This window comes from Formosa sp. Hel3_A1_48 (assembly GCF_001735715.1).
Taxonomy (GTDB): Bacteria; Bacteroidota; Bacteroidia; order Flavobacteriales; family Flavobacteriaceae; genus UBA3537.
In genome coordinates, this window is sequence record NZ_CP017259.1 from 1,376,768 (window position 1) to 1,398,892 (window position 22,125).

At 35.4% G+C, this 22,125-nt stretch carries 17 protein-coding genes and 1 tRNA gene; 13 read left to right on the plus strand and 5 right to left on the minus strand.

All coding sequences use genetic code 11. From position 1 onward, the window contains the following. Positions 1-8 precede the first annotated feature (8 nt). The 3 genes from FORMA_RS06335 to FORMA_RS06345 all read left to right on the plus strand — a co-directional run bounded on the left by FORMA_RS06335 (position 9) and on the right by FORMA_RS06345 (position 12,045). Entirely contained in the window at positions 9-10,406 is a 10,398-nt protein-coding gene (locus FORMA_RS06335; RefSeq protein WP_083236569.1) for an FG-GAP-like repeat-containing protein, read from the plus strand. Between the two features lie 290 nt (positions 10,407-10,696). Beyond that, complete coding sequence (locus tag FORMA_RS06340; RefSeq protein ID WP_069674866.1) at positions 10,697-11,230, plus strand: hypothetical protein; 534 nt, start codon at positions 10,697-10,699, stop codon at positions 11,228-11,230. 254 nt (positions 11,231-11,484) lie between these two features. Continuing rightward, positions 11,485-12,045: a hypothetical protein gene (locus FORMA_RS06345; RefSeq protein ID WP_069674867.1), complete on the plus strand. Its 561-nt coding sequence runs from the start codon at positions 11,485-11,487 to the stop codon at positions 12,043-12,045. A gap of 131 nt (positions 12,046-12,176) precedes the next feature. Here FORMA_RS06345 and FORMA_RS06350 read toward each other — a convergent pair whose 3' ends face one another. Together FORMA_RS06350 and FORMA_RS06355 are read right to left on the minus strand one after the other, a co-directional pair. Then, the gene (locus FORMA_RS06350; RefSeq protein ID WP_069674868.1) at positions 12,177-12,587 is read right to left on the minus strand and encodes a hypothetical protein; all 411 of its coding nucleotides are present in this window, start codon (positions 12,585-12,587) and stop codon (positions 12,177-12,179) included. Between the two features lie 41 nt (positions 12,588-12,628). After that, positions 12,629-12,850 (minus strand): hypothetical protein, encoded by a 222-nt coding sequence (locus tag FORMA_RS06355; protein ID WP_069674869.1) that lies wholly within the window; start codon positions 12,848-12,850, stop codon positions 12,629-12,631. Positions 12,851-12,947: 97 nt separating this feature from the next. Between FORMA_RS06355 and FORMA_RS06360 the strand changes: the two genes are divergently transcribed. Genes FORMA_RS06360 through arsB form a run of 3 tightly spaced genes read left to right on the plus strand, consistent with a single transcriptional unit; the run spans position 12,948 to position 14,984 of the window. Continuing rightward, positions 12,948-13,277, plus strand: a complete 330-nt coding sequence (locus FORMA_RS06360) for an ArsR/SmtB family transcription factor (protein ID WP_069674870.1) — start codon at positions 12,948-12,950, stop codon at positions 13,275-13,277. 42 nt (positions 13,278-13,319) lie between these two features. Beyond that, positions 13,320-13,934 carry a protein-tyrosine-phosphatase gene (locus FORMA_RS06365; RefSeq protein ID WP_069674871.1) on the plus strand — a complete coding sequence of 205 codons (615 nt, stop codon included), beginning with the start codon at positions 13,320-13,322 and terminating at the stop codon, positions 13,932-13,934. A 3-nt stretch (positions 13,935-13,937) separates the two neighbouring features. Continuing rightward, positions 13,938-14,984 carry an ACR3 family arsenite efflux transporter gene (arsB, locus tag FORMA_RS06370; protein ID WP_069674872.1) on the plus strand — a complete coding sequence of 349 codons (1,047 nt, stop codon included), beginning with the start codon at positions 13,938-13,940 and terminating at the stop codon, positions 14,982-14,984. On the opposite strand, the gene FORMA_RS06375 is transcribed toward arsB, so the two are convergent. Continuing rightward, the gene (locus FORMA_RS06375; protein ID WP_069674873.1) at positions 14,981-15,163 is read right to left on the minus strand and encodes a CDGSH iron-sulfur domain-containing protein; all 183 of its coding nucleotides are present in this window, start codon (positions 15,161-15,163) and stop codon (positions 14,981-14,983) included. The two genes, arsB and FORMA_RS06375, sit on opposite strands and share 4 nt — an antisense overlap. A gap of 82 nt (positions 15,164-15,245) precedes the next feature. Between FORMA_RS06375 and FORMA_RS06380 the strand changes: the two genes are divergently transcribed. The 5 genes from FORMA_RS06380 to FORMA_RS06400 all read left to right on the plus strand — a co-directional run bounded on the left by FORMA_RS06380 (position 15,246) and on the right by FORMA_RS06400 (position 19,272). After that, positions 15,246-15,320: transfer RNA gene (locus FORMA_RS06380), tRNA-Pro, on the plus strand. 291 nt (positions 15,321-15,611) lie between these two features. Then, positions 15,612-16,049, plus strand: coding sequence for a winged helix-turn-helix transcriptional regulator (locus tag FORMA_RS06385; protein ID WP_069674874.1), 438 nt, complete (start codon positions 15,612-15,614; stop codon positions 16,047-16,049). A gap of 104 nt (positions 16,050-16,153) precedes the next feature. After that, positions 16,154-18,181, plus strand: coding sequence for a protein-disulfide reductase DsbD family protein (locus tag FORMA_RS06390; RefSeq protein ID WP_069674875.1), 2,028 nt, complete (start codon positions 16,154-16,156; stop codon positions 18,179-18,181). A gap of 65 nt (positions 18,182-18,246) precedes the next feature. Then, complete coding sequence (locus FORMA_RS06395) at positions 18,247-18,834, plus strand: HupE/UreJ family protein (RefSeq protein ID WP_069674876.1); 588 nt, start codon at positions 18,247-18,249, stop codon at positions 18,832-18,834. 18 nt (positions 18,835-18,852) lie between these two features. Next, positions 18,853-19,272, plus strand: coding sequence for a deoxycytidylate deaminase (locus FORMA_RS06400; protein ID WP_069674877.1), 420 nt, complete (start codon positions 18,853-18,855; stop codon positions 19,270-19,272). A gap of 8 nt (positions 19,273-19,280) precedes the next feature. Here the strand turns inward: FORMA_RS06400 and FORMA_RS06405 are convergent, their stop codons facing one another. Further along, positions 19,281-19,478: a hypothetical protein gene (locus FORMA_RS06405; RefSeq protein ID WP_069674878.1), complete on the minus strand. Its 198-nt coding sequence runs from the start codon at positions 19,476-19,478 to the stop codon at positions 19,281-19,283. Positions 19,479-19,481: 3 nt separating this feature from the next. After that, positions 19,482-20,060: a MarC family protein gene (locus tag FORMA_RS06410; protein WP_069674879.1), complete on the minus strand. Its 579-nt coding sequence runs from the start codon at positions 20,058-20,060 to the stop codon at positions 19,482-19,484. Positions 20,061-20,167: 107 nt separating this feature from the next. Between FORMA_RS06410 and FORMA_RS06415 the strand changes: the two genes are divergently transcribed. After that, positions 20,168-20,740 (plus strand): DUF3109 family protein, encoded by a 573-nt coding sequence (locus FORMA_RS06415; RefSeq protein WP_069674880.1) that lies wholly within the window; start codon positions 20,168-20,170, stop codon positions 20,738-20,740. Between the two features lie 284 nt (positions 20,741-21,024). Further along, positions 21,025-22,005: a ribonucleotide-diphosphate reductase subunit beta gene (locus FORMA_RS06420; RefSeq protein ID WP_069674881.1), complete on the plus strand. Its 981-nt coding sequence runs from the start codon at positions 21,025-21,027 to the stop codon at positions 22,003-22,005. Positions 22,006-22,125 lie beyond the last annotated feature (120 nt).

Sequence of the window (22,125 nt, forward strand, 5' to 3'; positions counted from 1 at the left end):
TTAATCCAATGAAAAACTTCTTTTCCTTTACGCTTTTGTTCTTGATGTCTTCGAACATCTTTTTTTCACAAAATATATCAATTGCAGCAGACAATACTATATTAAACGAAGGTTCTACATTAACATTGACTGCGTCTCTTGATGCTGTGTCAACAGAAAAAATTTTCTTACCAATTTCTACTTCTGGATCAGCTACAGTGGACATTGATTATGCCATAGACTTCCCTGCGCTGGGAGATGAAACGCTAATTGCCAATTTTATTAACAGCTATGAATATTTTGACATATTACAAGACGGGCGTTATGTGCTTTTGAACAATAATGATTTGTTAGTTTATGATTCTTCAACTGGCTCATCTGAAAATATAGTATTATCTAGGAATTATGAAAATATTCAACTTAAAGGTAATACAATTTACACAAGGTATAATCAAAACTCTATCTATGAAATTGATATTACAGACTTATCTTCTGTAATAGAAACAGAAATAGCAACTCTCCCCGCCAACAATTTCATGGATAAAGAGTTTAGTATTGAAGGAGATAATATACTGTACAATACTTTTGACAGCGAAAATAGTATTTATAAATTATATAAAAAGTCAGGGAATGATGAACCTGAACTAATTCACACTTTTTCAGATACTGGCTACATGTGGGGTTTACAGCCAATACTTTTAAATGATAGAGTTTTCATGATTCAGACTTACAACAATGTTTATGAACTTGTTGATGATAATTTTGTTTTGCAGCCTCAAATGGTTAATCAAAATGGTGAAGGATTAGACCTTGAACAAGGTAAGTATAACACCCATAACGGCAGGTTTTATGCTAAGGCAATTGTCAACGGCACAGGCGGCTATCATGTTCATGAAATTGATTTGGAAACCGGTATTGGATCTAAGTTAGATTATGAGCTGTCTTCAGAAATTGTTGCAATTAAAGATTTTTCCTTCTTATCAAATGGCAACTTAGTTTTGTCAAATTATATAAATGCAAATCCGGAATATGGAATATATTCATATCAACTTAATCTGGCAATAAAAATTGCAGCAGGAGACACCACAGGTACGATTACTTTTACAGCCACTGATGATGAAAGTGATGAAGATGATGAGACGATAATTATAACACCAGGGACTCCAACAAACGGTACATTAAGTGATAGTTCAGATATTGTAGCCACTATAGTAGACAACGACGATGCTGCTGTAGTGACATTTGTATTGTCCTCAGAAACTCTTGCTGAAGATGCAACATCATCAATTACTTTAACAGCAACGGCTACACCAGTATCAGGTGTTGATGTTACGATTCCGTACACCCTTTCTGGGACAGCAACAAATGATGAGGACTACAGCGTTAGTGACCCAGAGATTGTTATCCCTGCAGGTTCAGAGTCTGCCAGTATTACAATAAGTGCAATAAATGATACTGATGTTGAGGTTATTGAGACGATAGTTTTTGAGCTAGGAGCTCTTACCAATGGGACTACAGATACAACAGACATTACACTAAACTTAGAAAGTGAAGACGACCCAGAGGTATCTTCAATAGTAGCTGCTCCAACATCATTTGTAGAGGGGACTTCAACTACAGTGACAGCAACAATTAGTACTGCAGCGTCAAGGGATCTTGATATTCCACTAACGCTAAGCGGTACAGCCGTAAGTGAGCTAGACTACACAACAACCTTTGCCTCCCAAGGCCAAGAAACTAAAGTTTATGACTCAGGCGGTGAGAATTCTAATGATAATTTTGGAGATTTCAGAGTACTTTCCGATGGTAGATATGGGTTTGTAAACGGGAACAATCTTAGGATATACGATCCAGAGACTGAAGATTTGGAATACATAAATTTAGACAGAGGTTATAATGAAACACAATTTTCAGAGACAGAGAATACTTTTTACGGAACAAACAATCAACAAATTTGGAAAATAAACATACTAGAAGACAACTCTACTGTAGAGACATCGCACTTAGATTATACTGGCTATAATCTTGAGGGTGGATTTTCTTTACACGGGGACAAGCTTTATTATATTTTAGAGTCGAGCGGACTTCGTTCTGGTTATATAAAAGACGGAGCTAACGACCCGGTTTTAATGTTTGAGTCCAATGAGTGTTGTTATTCACCAATCTTAGTAGGAGACAGATTGATTAATTTCCGCTGGGAAAGATGGAGTGAAGTTGTTAATGGAAATTACCAAGGAGAAAATTATTTGAGCACCGTTGATGGTGAAGCAGTAAGTATAAACTCAATTTCTGTATATCCCTCTACATCAGTAGTTTATAATGACGATTTGTATATAAGTTTAGCTTTGACAGGCCAAGGTCAACGAATTTATAAACTAGATATTGATAACAATGATTTAATTACCGTGGCTTACACCCCAGGGGATGACATTGTCTCAGGCAACAACTTCTCTCATTTTGATTTTGATTCAATGGGTAATTTGTTGGTTTATTCTCAAGATAATTCAAATGGCAATAGGTCAGTTTATTCGTATCAATTTGCGCCTTCAATAAAAATTGCAGCAGGAGACACCACAGGTACGATTACTTTTACAGCCACTGATGATGAAAGTGATGAAGATGATGAGACGATAATTATAACACCAGGGACTCCAACAAACGGTACATTAAGTGATAGTTCAGATATTGTAGCCACTATAGAAGACAACGACGATGCTGCTGTAGTGACATTTGCATTATCTTCAGAAACTCTTGCTGAAGATGCAACATCATCAATTACTTTAACAGCAACGGCTACACCAGTATCAGGGGTTGATGTTACGATTCCGTACACCCTTTCTGGGACAGCAACAAATGATGAGGACTACAGCGTTAGTGACCCAGAGATTGTTATCCCTGCAGGTTCAGAGTCTGCCAGTATTACAATAAGTGCAATAAATGATACTGATGTTGAGGTTATTGAGACGATAGTTTTTGAGCTAGGAGCTCTTACCAATGGGACTACAGATACAACAGACATTACACTAAACTTAGAAAGTGAAGATGAGCCAATCTCATCACTAACTGCTACTAACCCTGACATGAACGAAGGCGAATCAACTTCTATTACTCTAGAAATTGACGAACCTACTTCAAGGGATGTAATTGTTCCTCTTCAATTATCAGGTTCTGCAACATTTAATATTGATTACACCACAGCATTTGAAACCCAAGGTGAAGAGACATTCCTAATGAATGTAAATAATAATTACAATAATATGGTAGTTTTAAGCGATGGGAGAGTAGTCTTTTTAGATTCTTCGCAAGTTTATGTATACGATATAGCAACACAAACTCAACAGCAATATCAATTAGATAATTATGCGAATTATATCAATATTTCAGGGGACACAATATATTTGAAAAGAAACGACAGAATTTCCAAATTCAATATTGATCAGTTTAATTTTTCAGACGACGGAACCAATCAAATAGAAACAATACTAATCGCTGGATCTGATTTATTAGGATCAAATGATTCTTTTCAGGGTAATAATATTGTTGCTGAGGGAGACACTGTGCTTTATCAAATTTATGATTGGCCTAATGGGTATAAAATTTATAAAAAACAATCTGATAATGATGCTGAACTAATATATGAAGGGGATCAATATGCTCAAAATTTACTTTTGTTTAATGGAAGAACATATAGTTTTAATAATTCTGGGGTAAGAGAAATTTATAACAATAGTTATACAAATTATATTAATTATGAAGACATTAATTTTTACCAAATTATTCCTTACAACAACCAGGTTTATGCTTTAGTTGAAGATAATTCTGAAAACGAAAGACAAGTTGTAAAACTTGATATTGAAAATGACATTGTAAATTCAATTGGCAGCCAAGGCAGCGTAGAATTAATGCCGTACGTCCTAGGTGAAAACCATGATTTTATCTACAGATTTGGATTTGACAATTTCGACAACTTAATATTGCTTAACAGAACATTTGAAAATGACAATTATACTTATGGCTTATTTTCATATCAATTATTTCCAGAGATTTTAATTAGCGCTGGACAAACATCAGGAACATTTACTTTTGAGTCCATTGATGACAATTCGTTTGAGGATGATGAGACAATTATTGTCACACCAGGTGAAATACAGAATGCTTCATTTACAAATCAAGACCCCTTGACCCTAAGTATTATTGACGACGATAACCCCCCATTAATTACTTTTGAGTTATCGTCAGACTCTATAGTTGAAAATTCTGAATTTAGTGTAAATTTAACAGCTACCGCAGACGTTCAATCAGGAGTAGAAATTACTATTCCATTAATAATGTCAGGAACTGCAGATTTAGATGAATATGAGCTAAGTTCGGAGTCAATAGTAATACCACCAAATGCAACTTCTGCTAACATTACCATAAGTACCTTTGGTTTTGATGACGATGAAGTTGAAATTGCAGAGTCTATAATTTTTACTTTCGGGGAAATTTCAAATGCTGTAACAGAAACACCATCAATATCTTTATCATTATTAAGTGAAGATGATCCAACTATTAATGATGTACAAGTTTTACAGACCGAACTAATTGAAGGGGAGTCTACAGAGGTCACAGTTACTTTGAGTGCCCCGTCATCAAATGATGTTTATCTTCCACTAGTATTAGGCGGTAGTGCAACAAATGAGATTGATTATACTACTGGATTTGAAGCTGAAGGGGAAGAAACTTTAATAGGCCAACTAACCAACAACGATTTTAATACTTATGGAATTTTAGAAGACGGAAGGCATGTCTTTTTGAACGGCAATCAAATAAGAGTTATGTCTGCCGATGCAACCACAGAAAGCCAAGCGAATTTAGACTCTTATTATTCATATATGGTTATTGAGGGAAATACAATATACGTTGCTAATAACGATAGAATTGCCACAGTTGATATTACGGATATATCTTCTAGCCAAGCGGTTGTTAATCAGGTTGTTCCTCTAAGTAACGATCAAGGCTTCTCAGTTCACAGTAGTTTTGATGTTGAAAATGGTAAAATTGTTTATGAGGTTTATGTTAATTCATTAGGTACTAGACAGATTTGGCTACTTGAAAGTTTAGAAGAAAACCCTATTTTACTTGCATCGTCTTTGAATTGTTGCTTTAGGCCAGTTCTAGTTGATGGGAATGTTTACAGAGTAGATTCATGGCGATATCGACAGTTATTTAGTGATGGAGAACAATCCTCCGATATTAATTACAGTGGAGGTGGTATTGACACGAACAGAGATATAGTTGTAAAAGACGGTATTTTGTATGGGTTCGACAGCTCTCAATCTGGTGATGTAATAGTGAGGCTTGATTTACAAGCAGGTGATGGAACTGTTTCACAGGCGTTTGATGTTGATATTTCTGAAGATATAAATAACACAAGGTCTTTTGGTTTTAGTCCAGATGGAAATATTGTTTTGGTTAATGGTGTTATTGAAAACAATGAGGTAATTACTCAATTAAATTCATACCTGCAATCAATACAAATAAAAATTAATGCTGGAGCAATTTCGGGCTCTATAACTGTTGATACTTTTGATGACGACTCCTATGAGTTTGATGAAACAATTAGTATTGCCTATGGAACTCCAGCCAATGTTAACATTGGTTCAATAGACGTTCCAAACATTACAATATTAGATAATGATACACCACCAACAGTAGCATTTGAGCTTTCAAATGAAACTATTGTAGAAGGTGCCTCTGAATCAGTTACATTAACCGCAACTTTATCTGAAGTCTCGGGTTATGATGTTACTGTACCGTTTACAATGTCAGGGACAGCTGGCGCTGATGAATATGCGGTTTCATCTTTATCAATTTTTATACCTGCCGGTAACGAATCTGGAGCTGTAGAGGTTTCAACCACTGAATTTGATGACGAAGAGGTTGAAATATTAGAGACAATAATATTTAATATTGCTGAAATTACGAATGGGACTTCAGAAATAACAGAGGCTATTTTAAAATTAGAAAGTGATGACGATCCAAACTTAATTTCTGTTGTTGCTGAGCCTTTGGAATTTGCTGAGCACGAATCCTCTATAATCACAGCAACAATAGATCAAGCTGCATCTCGAGATGTAATTATACCATTATCATTCTCTGGAACGGCAACAAATGAGATTGATTATACTACTGGATTTGAAGCTGAAGGGGAAGAATCTTTAATAGGGCAACTAACCAACAGCGATTTCAACAAATATGGAATTTTAGAAGACGGAAGACATGTCTTTTTGAACAGCAATCAAATAAGAGTTATGTCTGCCGATGCAACCACAGAAAGCCAAGCTGATTTAGGGTCTTCGTATTATTTCATGGAAATTGAAGGAAATAATATCTATTTGAGTAATAATGATAGGATTGCAATTGCTGATATAACAGATATTTCTTCTAGTCAAGTGACCGTTGAAGAAATTGTTTCTTTGGATAACCTTAGCGGCAATGGTTATAGTTTTCATGTTGAAAATGGTAAAATTGTTTATGGTGTTAGTGTTAATTCTTCTGGTACAAGACAGGTATGGCTACTTGAAAGCTTAGAAGAAGACCCTATTTTACTTGGATCATCTTTAGAATGTTGTTATAGACCAGTGTTAATTAATGGTAATATTTATAGATTAGAGTCATGGGGTTATAGACAACTTATTGATGGAGATGATGGTATTTACATAAGTTACAATGGGGGCAACATAAATAGAGATAGAAAAACAATTGTTAAAGATAATATTCTTTATGGTTTTTCTAATGACGGTGATATTGTAAAGGTTGACTTGGAGGCAGGTGATGGAACTGTTTCACAGGCGTTTGATATTGATATTTCTGAGGATATTAATAACACAAGATCTTTTGGTTTTAGTCCAGATGGAAATATCGTTTTAGTTAATGAAGTCTTTGAGAATAGTCAAACAACTACTCAATTAAATTCATACCTGCAATCTACGCTGATTAAAATCTCGGCTGGACAGTTAACCGGTGAAATTTTAATTCAAGGTGTTGAAGATGATTTAAACGCACCAGGTGAGGAGTCAGATGAGACCATTGAAGTTTCTATAATTTCTTCACAAAACGCAAGTATGGGTGAATCCAATACAATTGAGGATTTCACTTTAACAATTCTAAACAACGAAATTGATTTAGTACTCGACGATCTTGCTTTCGATGAATTTTTTCCAGCTTTAACAAATAGCTCAGTAGCTTGGGGTGATTTTGACCGAGATGGTGACCAAGATATGGCTGTTATGGGACAAAGTTTCTTTTTTGGCGTAATAACTAGGGTTTATAAAAACGATAATGGTGTTTTTTCTGAAGCTAATGTTGGAGCTTTTGCTCCTACCTATGAGGGAGATTTAATGTGGGTAGATTACAATAAGGATGGTTACATTGATTTAGTAGTTTCTGGATTAGACCCAAATAACGATCCATCTACAATTATATATGAAAATATTAATGGACAGACATTCACTCCTAGTTTAGATTTGACATTGCCTGATCTATTTTCAACTTCAATGGACTCTGGTGATTTGGATAATGATGGTGATATTGACTTTGTAATCAATGGAATTGACACAAATAATGCATGGAAAAAATTCATCTACAAAAGAGATGGTAACCAACTGATTCTTGAAGAGGATTACCAAGGTCAGTTTGGCGGGGAAACAGGAATCCCAGATGGTGTTTTTAGAATTGCTGATAATCAATTAGATGGTGACTTGGATATCTTTATTTTAGGCGAAACAGACTCAAGAGTCAAAACTAACACATACATTGATGAAAATAATGAATATTATGACGTGGGTATGAACAGTCTTGAAGGCGCCTCAATGTCAACATTTGGTAACTATGTATACTTCATGGGTCAAGATTTTGATGAGTCAATGAGGTTTTACAGAAAATCATTAATTAATGGAGATACTCAAAATATTTCAGGGATAGAAGGATTGAAAAATGGGGATATTGCTATTGGTGATTATAACAATGATGGTTTTGAGGATTTAGTAATAACAGGTGAAAATTCTTCTGCATCTGCAGTGACAAAACTTTATGATGGAAAACCTAATAACACTTTTGTTGAAAATACAGAAATTGAACTTGTCGGGTTATTAAATTCAACTGCAAAATGGGTAGATTATGACACAGATGGAGATCTTGACTTATTCCTCAACGGTTCAAATGATTTTGGAGAATTCTCTTTACTTTATAAAACCAATCTTTTAAACAAAACTAACTCACCTTCTGATTTGATTGAAAACTTATCATTTGAAAACTTAGGCAACGGTAAGGTAAGGTTATCTTGGGATGAACCAAATGATGATTTCTCTGATAATTTAGGATATGTTTTAAGACTCGGAACGACTGAATTAGGCTCAGAGCTTTCAAATACTGAGAGTAATCTTGATACAGGACAAAGGTTAATTACAAAGTCCACACAGATAAACTCAAACAGTTTTGAGATTTCCTTAGATCCTGGAAATTATTTTTGGTCAGTTCAGTCAGTTGATAGTGGTTTAAAAGGAAGTGCTTTTTCAGAAGAATCTACTTTCCAATTAACTTATGAGTGGAAATTATTAAACCAAGGAGGGATAATAGACAGATCAATCAGTTCAGTAGATGACCCAATAGTAAAACTTACTGATATTGATGGGGATAACGACATGGATTTAGTTTATGGGTCACGAGCCTCAGGCTCTGATATTCAAATCTTCAGACTCGGAAAAAGTAATTTCGAGTATTTCGACAATGTTAATGATGCTAGAGGAATTACAGATATTGAATTTTTGGATATTAATAATGATTTAGTTTTAGACATTATAGTTAATACTTGGAATAGTCCCCAAAGTAACTTTTTAAGATTATATAATTCCAACTCGCAAGGTGGGTTTAATTCTGTTTTTAGTGCCCCTGGTCTCTATCAAGCAAAGATTGAATTAATAGATATTAATAATGATGGTACTCAGGAAATCGTTCATGCCGGAAGAACATCTGATGCTGCTAATTCACAGCTTAAGATTTTCGTTTTTGAACAAGACGGTAGCTCATTAAGTGACCAAGCGAATGATATATCAAACCAACTTGCATCGGGCGTCAGACAAGGAGCTTTTGGATTTGGGGATATTGACCAAGATGAAGATATCGATTTTGGAATTACAGGCCTGAGTAACTTTGGAGCACGAAGTGAAGTCTTTATGAACGAAACCATTTTTACTGAAACGGTAGCTCCAATATATACATTAAATCAAAATATTGACTTTACCCCTGCTTATGAAAGCACATTGGATTTTGTCGATTTTGATGCAGATGGAGACTTAGACATTTTACTAACTGGTCTTGGGCCTGCACCGTTGTTTAAAGTTTTTGCAAATAATGGATTAAGTGGTGATGATCTTGATTTTATTGAAGTTGATAATACAGGCTTATTACCCATACGATCTGCAAATCTTGATTATGGAGATTACAACGCAGATGGATATTTAGATATTTTGTATACCGGGACAGTATCTGGAATTGGAGAAGTAACAAAACTAGTTGAGTTTGACCCTGTCTCTAATTCATATGTAGAAAGTGATTTCGATTTATCGGATATTGTTAATGCATCAATAGCATTTGGTGATATTGATGGTGATGATGATCTAGATTTTACAGTAGCTGGTGAAAGTATCTCAGATAATAACTCAGTTATTAAAACGTACTTAAATGTTCGAAACGAATCTGCCGACGTAATATCAGGATCTACTGGATCGAGATTAGTTTCTTCAATGAGTCAAAATAATAACAATTTTGTTGTAAATGAAAGGCCAACAACCCCTGCTGGTATGACAAATGAATATTTAGGAGTTGACCCAGAAACAGGATATAATAAAGTTAGATTTACATGGAGTCCCTCTTCAGATGATCATACAAATCAATCTGGTTTAAGTTATGCCCTAAAAGTAGGAACAAGTGAAGGTGGAGATGATATTATGAAGGTGAAAGCTCTTAGTAACGGTTACAGATTAATTGCTGGTCGAGGCAACGTAGAACAAAACAACGAATGGCAATTAAATTTACCTACAGGAGATTACTATTGGTCAGTACAAGCTATTGATGCGTCTTTTAGCGGGTCTTATTTCTCTGACACAGTATCTTTCAATACTACTAGCTTATCAACAATTAGCCAAGAAGAAAATTTCTTAAATATTACAGTTTATCCAAACCCCGTTAAAGATGGACTTGTATACATCAAAGCTGATCTTTATGATTCGCTAGATGTTCAACTTTTTGATATTCAAGGAAGATTAGTAATTGATCAGCAAGTAAACAATAATAATATAGACGTTAGTGATTTAAGTGGTGGAGTGTATATGCTTAAAATTAAATCTCAGAATAAATCAAAAACTGTAAAATTAATTATACAATAATGATTTATAAAATCTAAATGTTTAAAAACCGTTACAATGTTAAAGTGTAGCGGTTTTTTTATTTTTAATATTATATTGTAAAAAAAGCAAATCGTTTAAAAAGATATTTTAAGAAACCATAGGCATATCTTCTTCTTTTAGTTCAGCTATTTCTAAACCTCCTAAGTAGGTTAGAGATACATTTATAGATGAATGCCCAAGGTGGGTATCTTTTTTCTAATTCCTAACCAATGATTGCAAATCAAAATTTAAAAATCTATATTTGAAATATTAACTTTAAAACCTAACTAATGAAGAAATTATGTATAACTTTTTTGTCAATTGCTTTTTTGGCGAGCTGCGCTAATCAAACCACTAATGAGGCTGTGCCTTCATCTGAAGATACAGCAGTATTTAACCAACATGTTGAAAATTGGAAAACAGCCATAAGTGGCTTTAGCTCGGAAGAACCAGAAAAAGTAATGCGTATTTTTGCGGATTCCTTAAAATGGAATAATCCAGAAGCTCTGATGAATGTTAATAAGACCAAATCAGATCTAACAGCAGCAGTTAATTTTTATATTGGGACTTTCGATAATATCAAGTTTACTGACGACGTCTACTATGGAGGGAGTCTTTATTCTTCTGAAAAAACAGAAGCTTCACCCGACGGCATGAGAGTCTATGGTAATTGGTCTTTTACTGATCCAGTTTCTGGTGCCGAAGTAGCTTACAAATGGATGGGTGTTGTTCGTTTTAATTCGGATGGAAAAATTTATGAATTTGCAGACTGGTTTGATGTGAGTAGTATACCTAGCCAAATAGATGGCAGCTATAAACGTTAAATTTAATTTAAGGAGCGCTGCTAAATCCTGATATTAACCCACTATATATTGGTGGGTTTTTTATTTTGCTTGATTATTAGCTTTGCCGAAAGCTTTTCTTCACCCAACTCTTTCCAAATTTCGAGGAGCAAACTACTTTAGCTTAGCATTATTGCTATATTTCTGAACTACTTTGGGCAAAGAGCATATTGCTTGGATGTAAAAATTGTAATAAAAATCAATATATTTGTAGTCAAACCAAAACAACCAATTTAATGAAAAAGCAATTTTTACTTACCCTATTCTTCGCTGCTATAATTCAAGTTAACGCCCAATCAAATCAGCGAACAGACCGTGTTTCATTACTAACAGTAGGAGTCAATGCAATTGACAATTCGAACAAAGGAGTAATTCCAAATGATTTTAATCAAATTGATTTTAGTTCGCCACTATTCTTACAGTTCGAACGTAGGCTTGAGCGCAATTGGTCATTAGCCCTTAGCTTGTCTACAAATAAATTGGATTCAGAAATTTCCGATCAAGATGGAAGCTACAATGCTGTTGATCTTTCTGCCAATTATTTTATCGACAAATATCTTTTTAAAAACACAAATATTGATCTTTATTTAGGAGTTGGGTTTGGAATACATATTATTGATGAAGCTAGTTCAGAAACACTCAACTTAATAGGTGGAACACGCTATTGGTTTTCAAATCGACTAGGACTTAGCTTGCAACTCATCTCCAAAGTTGGGGAATTTAATGACACCGCAGTAACCGATGTTGGCAACCACCATCAGTTTAGTGCGGGCTTAGTTTTCAATCTAACTCCTTAAGTACAGTACTCCGTTTTTGTAAATGAAAAATCATCATGGTTTTTCATTGTGGGGAAATCTATTTTTCAAACATTTTAACACATAAAAAGCCCGCCATTGGCGGGCTTTTGAATACCTAGTTCATTAGTCAATTAAAGCGCCCAGATCTTTGCCACGCGTCCTTGATCATCGACTTGAAAGACTTCTACACCATCAAAACTTTCACCTGTTTTTGTAGTGAGTTTTAAATAGCAGGTGATGTAGTTGCCGTGCTCTGTAATGTCTACCAGTTCTTGGACAAGCTCTGTTTCTGTACAGAATCCAAAGATGATTTCATTGATCTCTTCCGCACCTGTTGCCTCCAAATTTAACCCAGGGGCGACCATGTGGTAGTCCTCTGTTGTGGGGACTTTAGACCATCCTTCGTATCCATTTTGCCATTCGAAGTTGAGTTTATACGTTTTTATGGCTTCAGCAGTAGCTGAAAGAGGTTTAGCTTCTTGACCAGAATTCTGACAAGATGCAAATGAAATGACGGCCAATAAGAATAAGATTTTTTTCATGTTTAAATTAATTTTATTTTAAAAGTAATAAAAATACAGTTCTAAAACGATTTTTTTTTAAGAATTGCTTTTGCTTCAGTATACATCCAAACGCCGGTGTAAGCTATAGCCATAAACAAAAGGCTATAAATAATTAAAGCTAGAAGATTTTCCTTTGTGAATAAAAGTCCGGAAACGGATTTTGTTTCATAGTTTATAAGTCCTAAAACAACGGCTGTAAAGAACGAAAGGCCAAAGATAGATATGTGTGTTTTTCTACTCATCAATATAAACTTACAACTTTTATTTCAATTTACAATACTTCTTAGGGTGGTATTAGTTTAATTAATCGTAATATTGCAATTGAATAATTTTATAATTATGGGCACTGCAAAAACAGAAATATTTTCGGATCAACATAACCAAATTGCGCGCTTTTCAAAGGCTCTTGGGCATCCTGCACGTGTGGCTATTTTGGAGTATTTATTCAAAATAAATAGCTGTATCTGCGGCGATTTGGTCTTGGAAATAGGATTAGCACAAGCTACAATATCACAACACCTAAAGGAGCTAAAATCGCTCGATTTGATCCAAGGTACTGTAGCGGGCACAAGTGTTTGCTATTGTATCCATGCTGAAAATTGGGCCAAAATGAAACAAACTCTTTCAGAATTTTTGAACCAAGATTTGACCCCTCAAAATTGTTGTTAAAGCTCTCGAAATAACATTGAAATATAGCACAAAACATCCAAAATGCTTTTAAAAAAAATAGAACATCAAATTAGTGATCTAGATGAAACATCAGTTTCCACAGCACGCAAGAACACCCTTCAGCTACTGATCAATTACATCCAATCCAAAGTCGATTCAAAACAGGTCATTTGCCTGAATTTTATCTGTACCCACAATTCGCGCCGCAGTCACCTATCACAAGCATGGGCACAGGCGTTGGCGTATTATTTTAACATTAAAAATGTGTTTTGTTATTCTGGAGGTACAGAAACCACTGCACTTTTTCCCATGGCAGCCAAAACTTTGGAAAACACAGGGTTTGATATACAAACTATAACTGACGGGAGTAATCCAATTTATGCTATTAAATATTCGGACAATGAACATCCCATTATAGGCTATTCCAAAAAATTTGACAATAAGTTTAATCCTAAGTCAGATTTTGCGGCTATTTTGACTTGTTCATCTGCAGATCAAGACTGTCCTTTTATCGCTGGTGCAGAAGTGCGTATCCCCATTACTTTCGAGGACCCAAAAGCGTTTGATCATACTCCACAGCAGACAAAAAAATACCAAGAAAGAAGTTTACAAATTGCGACAGATCTAAAATACGTTTTTTCAAAAATTAAATTATAAATCATGGCTGCAAAAAAATTAAGTTTTTTAGACAAAAACCTTACGCTTTGGATTTTCATGGCAATGGGTATTGGCGTAAGTTTGGGTTATTTTATACCAAATGCCCCGGAGATCATAAATAGCATGAGCAAAGGGACCACCAACCTGCCTATTGCAATAGGTTTAATTCTTATGATGTATCCACCCCTTGCCAAAGTGAATTATGCCCTTTTACCAAAAGTTTTTAAAAACACCAAAATTTTATCCATCTCTCTTATTTTGAATTGGGTTATTGGTCCAATTCTTATGTTTGTACTGGCCATTACTTTTTTGAAGGACTACCCAGAGTACATGGTTGGCTTAATTCTTATTGGTTTGGCACGTTGTATTGCAATGGTTTTGGTTTGGAACGACTTAGCGGAGGGCAATGCTGAATACGGAGCAGCATTAGTGGCACTCAATAGTGTATTTCAGGTGTTCGCTTATAGTTTTTATGCATGGATTTTTATCACACTTCTTCCGCCCTATTTTGGCTTTGAAGGTGCTATTGTTGAAATATCTATTGCTTTGGTTGCAGAAAGTGTATTAATTTATTTGGGGATCCCTTTTTTATTGGGGATTTTTAGTCGTTTAATTTTAATTAAACTTAAAGGGGAGCTTTGGTACACTCAAACGTTTATACCAAAGATTTCACCCATGACACTCATTGCTCTTTTATTTACAATTGTAGTGATGTTTTCGCTGAAAGGAGAGCTTATAGTTGAAATTCCAATGGATGTATTGGTCATTGCAGTTCCATTGCTTATCTATTTTGCCCTAATGTTTATCATTGGCTTCTTTTTTACTAAAGCAATGGGGGCTAATTATGATAAGACCGCTTCTGTAGCATTTACAGCAGCCGGGAATAATTTTGAATTGGCTATTGCTGTAGCCATTGGTGTTTTTGGGCTTAGTTCAGGTCAAGCCTTTGCGGGGGTCATTGGGCCACTTGTAGAAGTTCCAGCGCTTATTTTATTGGTGCGTGTGTCCTTTTGGTTGAGAAAAAAATATTTCAGCTCAGTTCAACACTAGTTTTTATGCGCTCCGTCGCAAAATGGGGCCTCTAATGTTTTACCGCAATTACATAACGAAAATCGATTTCTTGTGGTTATAGTTTTGCCCTCTGCATCCAAAAGAGTTACTTGCTTGGCATTAGTGACGACGACTTTTCCAGTAGCTGTTATTTGGATGGTTGGTTTGTTGTTATCCATGTTTGATTTTTTATAAAGTTAGTATTTTTTTAAAAATTACGATGAAATTCAGATAAAATAAATAGATTTGCTTCACAAAAAACGGGATGTGGCGCAGTCCGGTTAGCGTACACGGCTGGGGGTCGTGTGGTCGCAGGTTCAAATCCTGTCATCCCGACAAATTAAAACAAAGACTTACGAAGAAAATATAGTTTCAAGTAAGTCTTTGTTTTATTAAAATCAATTAGGTCTTTGAGACAGTGGTAATTTTTTTTAAAAAAATGCAAAAAGAGAAGTTAGTATAGCCATCATTGCAAAAATAAGCCCCAAGTTTTTTTAAAAAGTCAATTAGTCCAATAAGTGGATTTTTATGATAATTTGAGTAAAATCGTGCATTATTTATTAATTTATCGTTAAATTATATTGAATATTTTGTTTTATTCTTAAATTTGTGCTTTATATCAGTGTTATGAAAATAAATAGGTCAAATTGCCCTCTTGCTAGCGCACTCGACATTGTAGGCGACAAATGGTCCCTATTGGTTATTAGAGATTTGTTTTTAGGGAAAAAGACATTTACAGAGTTTTTAAAATCCCCTGAAAAGATAGCGACTAATATCTTGGCAAATCGCTTAGAAACGTTATCAAAAAAAGGGTTGCTTAAATACACTAAGCTTCCCAATGATCAAAAAACAAAAATTTATTACTTAACCGACAAAGGGATTGATATGTATCCAATCATCTACGAAATGATAAATTGGAGCAGTAGAAATATCAATATGGAATTTGGCCACACAGGGAAAGTTCTAATCAATCATTTTGAGAATACCCAGCAAGAAATAGTAATTGCGGATGCCCAATCGGCATACCGATCTGAGCGCCTCGATATACTAGCACACTCTAGTTAAAGCAGTTCTTTATTTAATTTGAAATTTTATCATTTTATTCTTAATAACCACCATTGTGGCTAATTGTTTTTTTGGTACTTTGTCAACAAATAAACTGTTGTAAAATGAAATATCATTTTAGTCTAATTCTTTTTTTTGTACTGTCTCACTCATTTGCGCAAATAATAAATCCTGTTCAATGGGAATTGAGTGTTGAACCCGTTTCTCCAAAAGAATTTGATCTCATATTTACAGCAAATATCGACGAAAATTGGGCAATATATGCCCAAGAGGTTGAGGAAGGAGGGCCATTGCCAACTGTGTTCACATTTGAAGAATCTTCAAGTTTTGAGCGTATTGGATTAACAAGTGAAGATGCAACAAACAAGGTCACCAAGTATGATGCTGTTTTTGAAATGGTGGTTTCCAAATTTTATAATCAAGCTCAGTTTCGACAGCGTGTAAGAGTATTTGGATCAGAATTTACCCTTTCGGGGAATATTGATTATATGACTTGCGATGACACGCGCTGTACCTATAAACCTGATAACCCATTTGCTTTTGACTATAAGCCAAACCAAGGCTTATTGGTATCAGAACAGTCAGTAATAAAGCCAAAAAACATTACAGAAAACGCCAACGACATTCTATATGGGTTAATGCCAAAAGACATTTTAATATCCCAAGTCCCATGTTCTTCTAATGGCGATGTAATTGTTCAAGACACTGCCAAGATAAATTCATTATGGCGGATATTCGGTCTTGGGTTTTTGGGTGGGTTATTAGCTTTGCTGACCCCTTGTGTGTTTCCAATGATCCCTTTAACGGTCAGTTTTTTCACCAAAAAAGCAGCTGACGAATCTGCTAAATCCGGTTTAATAAAAGCTGTTTTATATGGGGTTTTTATAGTCCTAGTTTATCTAATTCTAAGCGCTCCTTTTCATCTTCTGGACTCTGTAAATCCTGATATATTGAATGAAATTTCTACCAATGTTTGGCTCAATATTATTTTCTTTGCCATTTTTGTATTTTTTGCCTTTTCATTTTTTGGCTATTACGAACTTACGTTGCCGGCAAGTTGGACCTCTGTAACGAGTAAAGGGGAAGGTTTTGGCGGAATTTTAGGGGTCTTTTTCATGGCGCTCACACTTTCAATTGTGTCATTCTCATGTACAGGCCCTATCCTTGGATCTCTTTTGGCAGGCTCACTTTCCTCTGATGGAGGCGCCTGGCAATTGACTGCCGGTATGGGTGGGTTTGGCCTTGCTTTAGGTCTACCTTTTGCTTTGTTTGCGACATTCCCAAACATGCTCAGAGCACTACCAAAATCGGGAGGGTGGCTCAACACTACAAAAGTTATTTTGGGCTTCCTAGAGCTTGCGTTGGCATTCAAATTTTTATCCAATGCTGACCTTGTTGAGCATTGGGGGATTTTAAAAATTGAAGTCTTCCTGAGCATCTGGATTATTGTATTTTTTGGCTTAGCTCTTTATGTTATTGGAAAAATAAAATTCCCACACGATAGCCCACTGCAAAAAATATCTTTTTTTAGATTAAGTTCAGGCGTGCTAGTTTTTGCATTTGTTGTGTATTTGGCATCTGGCTTTAGAGTCAACGAATCTACAAAAACATTCACCCCACTTACACTGCTTAGCGGTTTGGCACCACCTGTTGGGTACAGCTTCCTCTACCCCAACGATTGCCCAAATAACTTCAACTGCTTCAAGGATTTGAAAGAGGGCGTAGCATATGCCCAGAAAGTCAACAAGCCCATTCTTTTGGATTTTACCGGCTATGCTTGTGTCAACTGCCGCAAAATGGAGGAGCATATTTGGCCAAAATCTAGTATTAAACCTTATTTTGAAGAGGATTATGTTTTGATTTCTCTTTACGTTGATGACAAAAAAGAATTGCCTGAAAATCAAAAACTAACGGTAAAGCGGCAAGATGGTGGCGCCCGTACTCTCGAAAATTATGGCCACAAATGGGCACATTTTCAAACTGAATTTTTCCAATCCAATTCACAGCCTTTTTATGTGTTGATGAGTCCTGATGCTAAAACAGTTTTGACACCACCAGTTGGTTACACTCCAGACGAGCAAGAATATGAATTATTTTTGAACTGTGGCTTAGAGGCACTAAACATGCCATAACTATTTTATATTCAGCAACAAATAGCTGAAATATTTTAGTATTTTTGGTAAAATTAACATAAACAATGCTCGATAGTTTTTTGAAGTTTTTTGAACTGGGATTGTACCACATTATCAGTTTCAGTAGCTATGACCATATTTTGTTCGTAGCCTTACTTACCCTTCCCTATGTATTCAAAGACTGGAAACGGCTTTTGATCTTGATTTCAATGTTTACTTTGGGGCACACACTGAGTTTACTTCTAGGAGTTTACGATATCATCAACCTAAATGTCAATGTTACCGAGTGGCTTATTCCACTTACTATATTTTTTGCAGCAGTTTTTAATATATTCACTTCCGGAAAGCCAACAGACAAAAGGTCTTTTTTAATGCTTGGAGTTGTGCTTTTTTTTGGACTCATCCACGGTCTCGGTTTTGCCAATGCTTTTCAAGGCTTGGTCAGCACCACTGAGAGTACATTTTTATCCATTATTGAGTTTGCAGTGGGAATAGAAATTGGACAACTGATTATTGTTTTTTGTGTCTTATTTATCAGTTTTATTTTTCAAAATATCTTTCGCTTTTCGACTAGAGATTGGGTTATGGTGATTTCATCTGTTATCTTAGGGCTTATGTTGCCCCTAATAATAAAAAGCCCATTGTTTTCATAAAATAGACCTCCGCCTCTTATGGATAAAAAACAATTAAAATATGACAAAGCCTATTTGAGAATGGCCAAGGAATGGGCAAAACTTTCCTATTGTCAACGCAAACAAGTCGGCGCTATAATTGTAAAAGACCGAATGATAATTTCTGATGGTTATAACGGAACTCCTACAGGGTTTGAAAATTTTTGCGAAGACGAAGAAGGCTATACAAAGTGGTATGTACTTCACGCTGAGGCTAATGCCATTTTAAAAGTTGCCGCATCTACTCAGTCGTGTAAAGGGGCAACACTCTATATCACGCTCTCACCATGCCAAAGTTGTAGCAAACTGATTCATCAAGCGGGAATTGTTCGCGTGGTGTACAGCAAAGCTTACAAAGATTTGTCTGGGGTTGAGTTTTTGGAAAAAGCAGGTATAGAAGTAGCTCATATTCAACCATAATTACAAACTTACTTTTTAGTCAAGCGGTCAATTTTTCGCACAACCCTAATAAGCGTAGCAATCAAAATAGCACAGCCAGCAGAAAGACTAGTAACCACTGCGGTATAACTGTCGTTAACTAAGGGCGCTTCAAAATCTATTTTGGTGGCATTAAAAATTAATACAATTAATGCAATTCCTGAGATAATGTACGTTGTAATTTTCATGGCTTAAAGCAAGAATTTAATGTTAGAAGTGAATAATTTAACAGCTATAGCAAGTAAGATAACACCAAATATTTTTCGCGTAATGTTAATTCCATTTTGACCAATTAGACGTTCAATTTTGGCGGATGTTTTCAAGACAATAAAAATTAGAAGAACATTTATAACAACGGCCAAAATAATATTCTCAGTGTGGAACTCAGAACGGAGGGACAACAAGGTTGTCAAGCTCCCTGGGCCAGCAATTAATGGAAATGCAAGCGGAAACACAGTCGCATTTAGAGATGAGCCTTCTTCTTGTTTGTAAAGGGTTATTCCAAGGATCATTTCTAAAGCAATGAACAATAGAATGAATGCGCCAGCAACAGCAAAAGAATGCACATCAATTCCAACCAATTTTAGGATGCTCTCTCCAATAAACAGAAAAATAATCATTATAACACCGGCAATTACTGAAGCTTTTTCACTTTGAATATGCCCAGCTTTTTTTCTTAAATCAATAATGATAGGGATGTTGCCTACAATATCAATAACCGCAAAAAGCACCATAAAGGCTGTGAAGATTTCTTTAATATTAAAGTTCATAAACATAAATTTTAACGCCACAAAGGTCTTGTTTTTTTTTAAAAGGCATTGAAAAAGCCGTTAATTTTTTAGCATTTATTTTAGCGTATAATTTTTATCTTCGCAACATGTTTCAACTAGGCAAAACAATAATTTCAGAACAGATTTTAGACGCTGATTTTGCATGTAATCTGTCCGCTTGTAAGGGTGCTTGTTGCGTGGATGGTGACGCTGGGGCACCACTAGAACACAACGAGACTGAAAAGCTGAAGGCAATTTATCCAAAAATCAAATCCTATCTGCGTCCACAAGGCATTGAAGCCATTGAACGGCAAGGCACTTTTGTTACCAATGAAGAAGGGGAGTTTGAGACCCCTTTAGTTGATGGTGCTGATTGCGCCTATGTCATTTTTGACGAAAAGCAAACGGCTTTGTGTGGCATTGAAGAAGCTTATAACCAAGGAGATATTGATTGGAAAAAACCAGTTTCTTGCCATTTGTACCCCGTACGCGTAAAAGATTACAGCGAGTTTTCCGCAGTTAATTATCACAAATGGCAAATTTGTGATGATGCCTGTGCTTTAGGAAAGGAACTGCAAATACCAATTTACAAATTTGTAAAAGAGGCACTCATTCGAAAATTTGGAGAACAATGGTATACAGCCTTAGAAAAAATTGCTAAGGACCGATCTGTCCAATAGAGTTTTCAATTAAGCAGTACTCTTAGGTTTTAAAAAAAACGACAAAATCAAATTTATTTTTTTGTTTTATCCCTTTAATTTCTTTACGAGAGAGGCAGAGTGTAACTTGCTAATAATCAGCAAAATAACTCTTTGTTTGTTTTTTAAATTTGTAAGAAAAAGCCTACTTGTTGTTAAAAACTTAAGGACAATGTTTATAAAAATGACTTTTATTTGAAGCAACAATTTTAAATCTTTGTTAGGCGCTATAATGCCAATTCACGTAATAGTAAATTTAACTTAACATGCCACAAGTAGAACCAATTCTAAAAGAAAACAAAGACCGATTTGTGATTTTTCCAATTCAACACCACGATATTTGGGAATGGTATAAAAAGTCAGAGGCCAGTTTTTGGACTGCAGAAGAGATCGATTTACATCAAGATCTCACTGATTGGACAGAAAAACTTACAGATGACGAACGTTATTTTATAAAACATATTTTAGCATTTTTTGCTGCTAGTGATGGTATTGTTAACGAGAATTTGGCTGAAAACTTTGTCAACGAAGTCCAGTATAGCGAAGCGAAATTCTTTTACGGATTCCAAATCATGATGGAGAACATCCATAGTGAAACGTATTCACTTTTGATTGATACTTACGTGAAAGACGAGGCGGAAAAAGATAAATTGTTTAATGCTATTGAAAACTTCCCTGCCATCAAGAAGAAGGCTGACTGGGCTCTGAAATGGATTGAGTCGCCAAGCTTCGCAGAACGATTAATTGCATTTGCAGCCGTAGAGGGCATATTTTTCTCAGGGGCTTTTTGTTCTATATTTTGGCTCAAAAAGCGAGGCCTCATGCCCGGGCTCACCTTTTCTAACGAATTGATTTCTAGAGATGAAGGGGTTCATGCCGATTTTGCAGTACACCTGCACAACAAGCACCTCATCAACAAAGTGCCAAAGGAACGCATCAGAGAAATTATCGTAGACGCCCTGAACATAGAGCGCGAATTTATTACGGAGTCGCTACCAGCAAGTTTGATTGGGATGAACTCCAAGCTTATGTCACAATATTTAGAATTTGTTGCAGATCGACTGCTTTTAGAGTTGAACTGTGAAAAAGAATATAATACCTCAAATCCATTTGATTTTATGGACATGATTTCACTTCAAGGGAAAACGAATTTCTTTGAAAAGCGTGTTTCAGAGTATCAAAAAGCAGGTGTACTCAACAAAGAAGAAGAGGACACCAACAAATACAGCTTCGACACAGATTTCTAATCTGTTCATTTGAACATCGGAGCACCATCAATAATGTGTGTGGGGTAGGGTTTTAAATCCTATCAAATTTATATAACCAACTGTGTTTTTGTGTAAATCAAAAACAATAGAATAACCAAC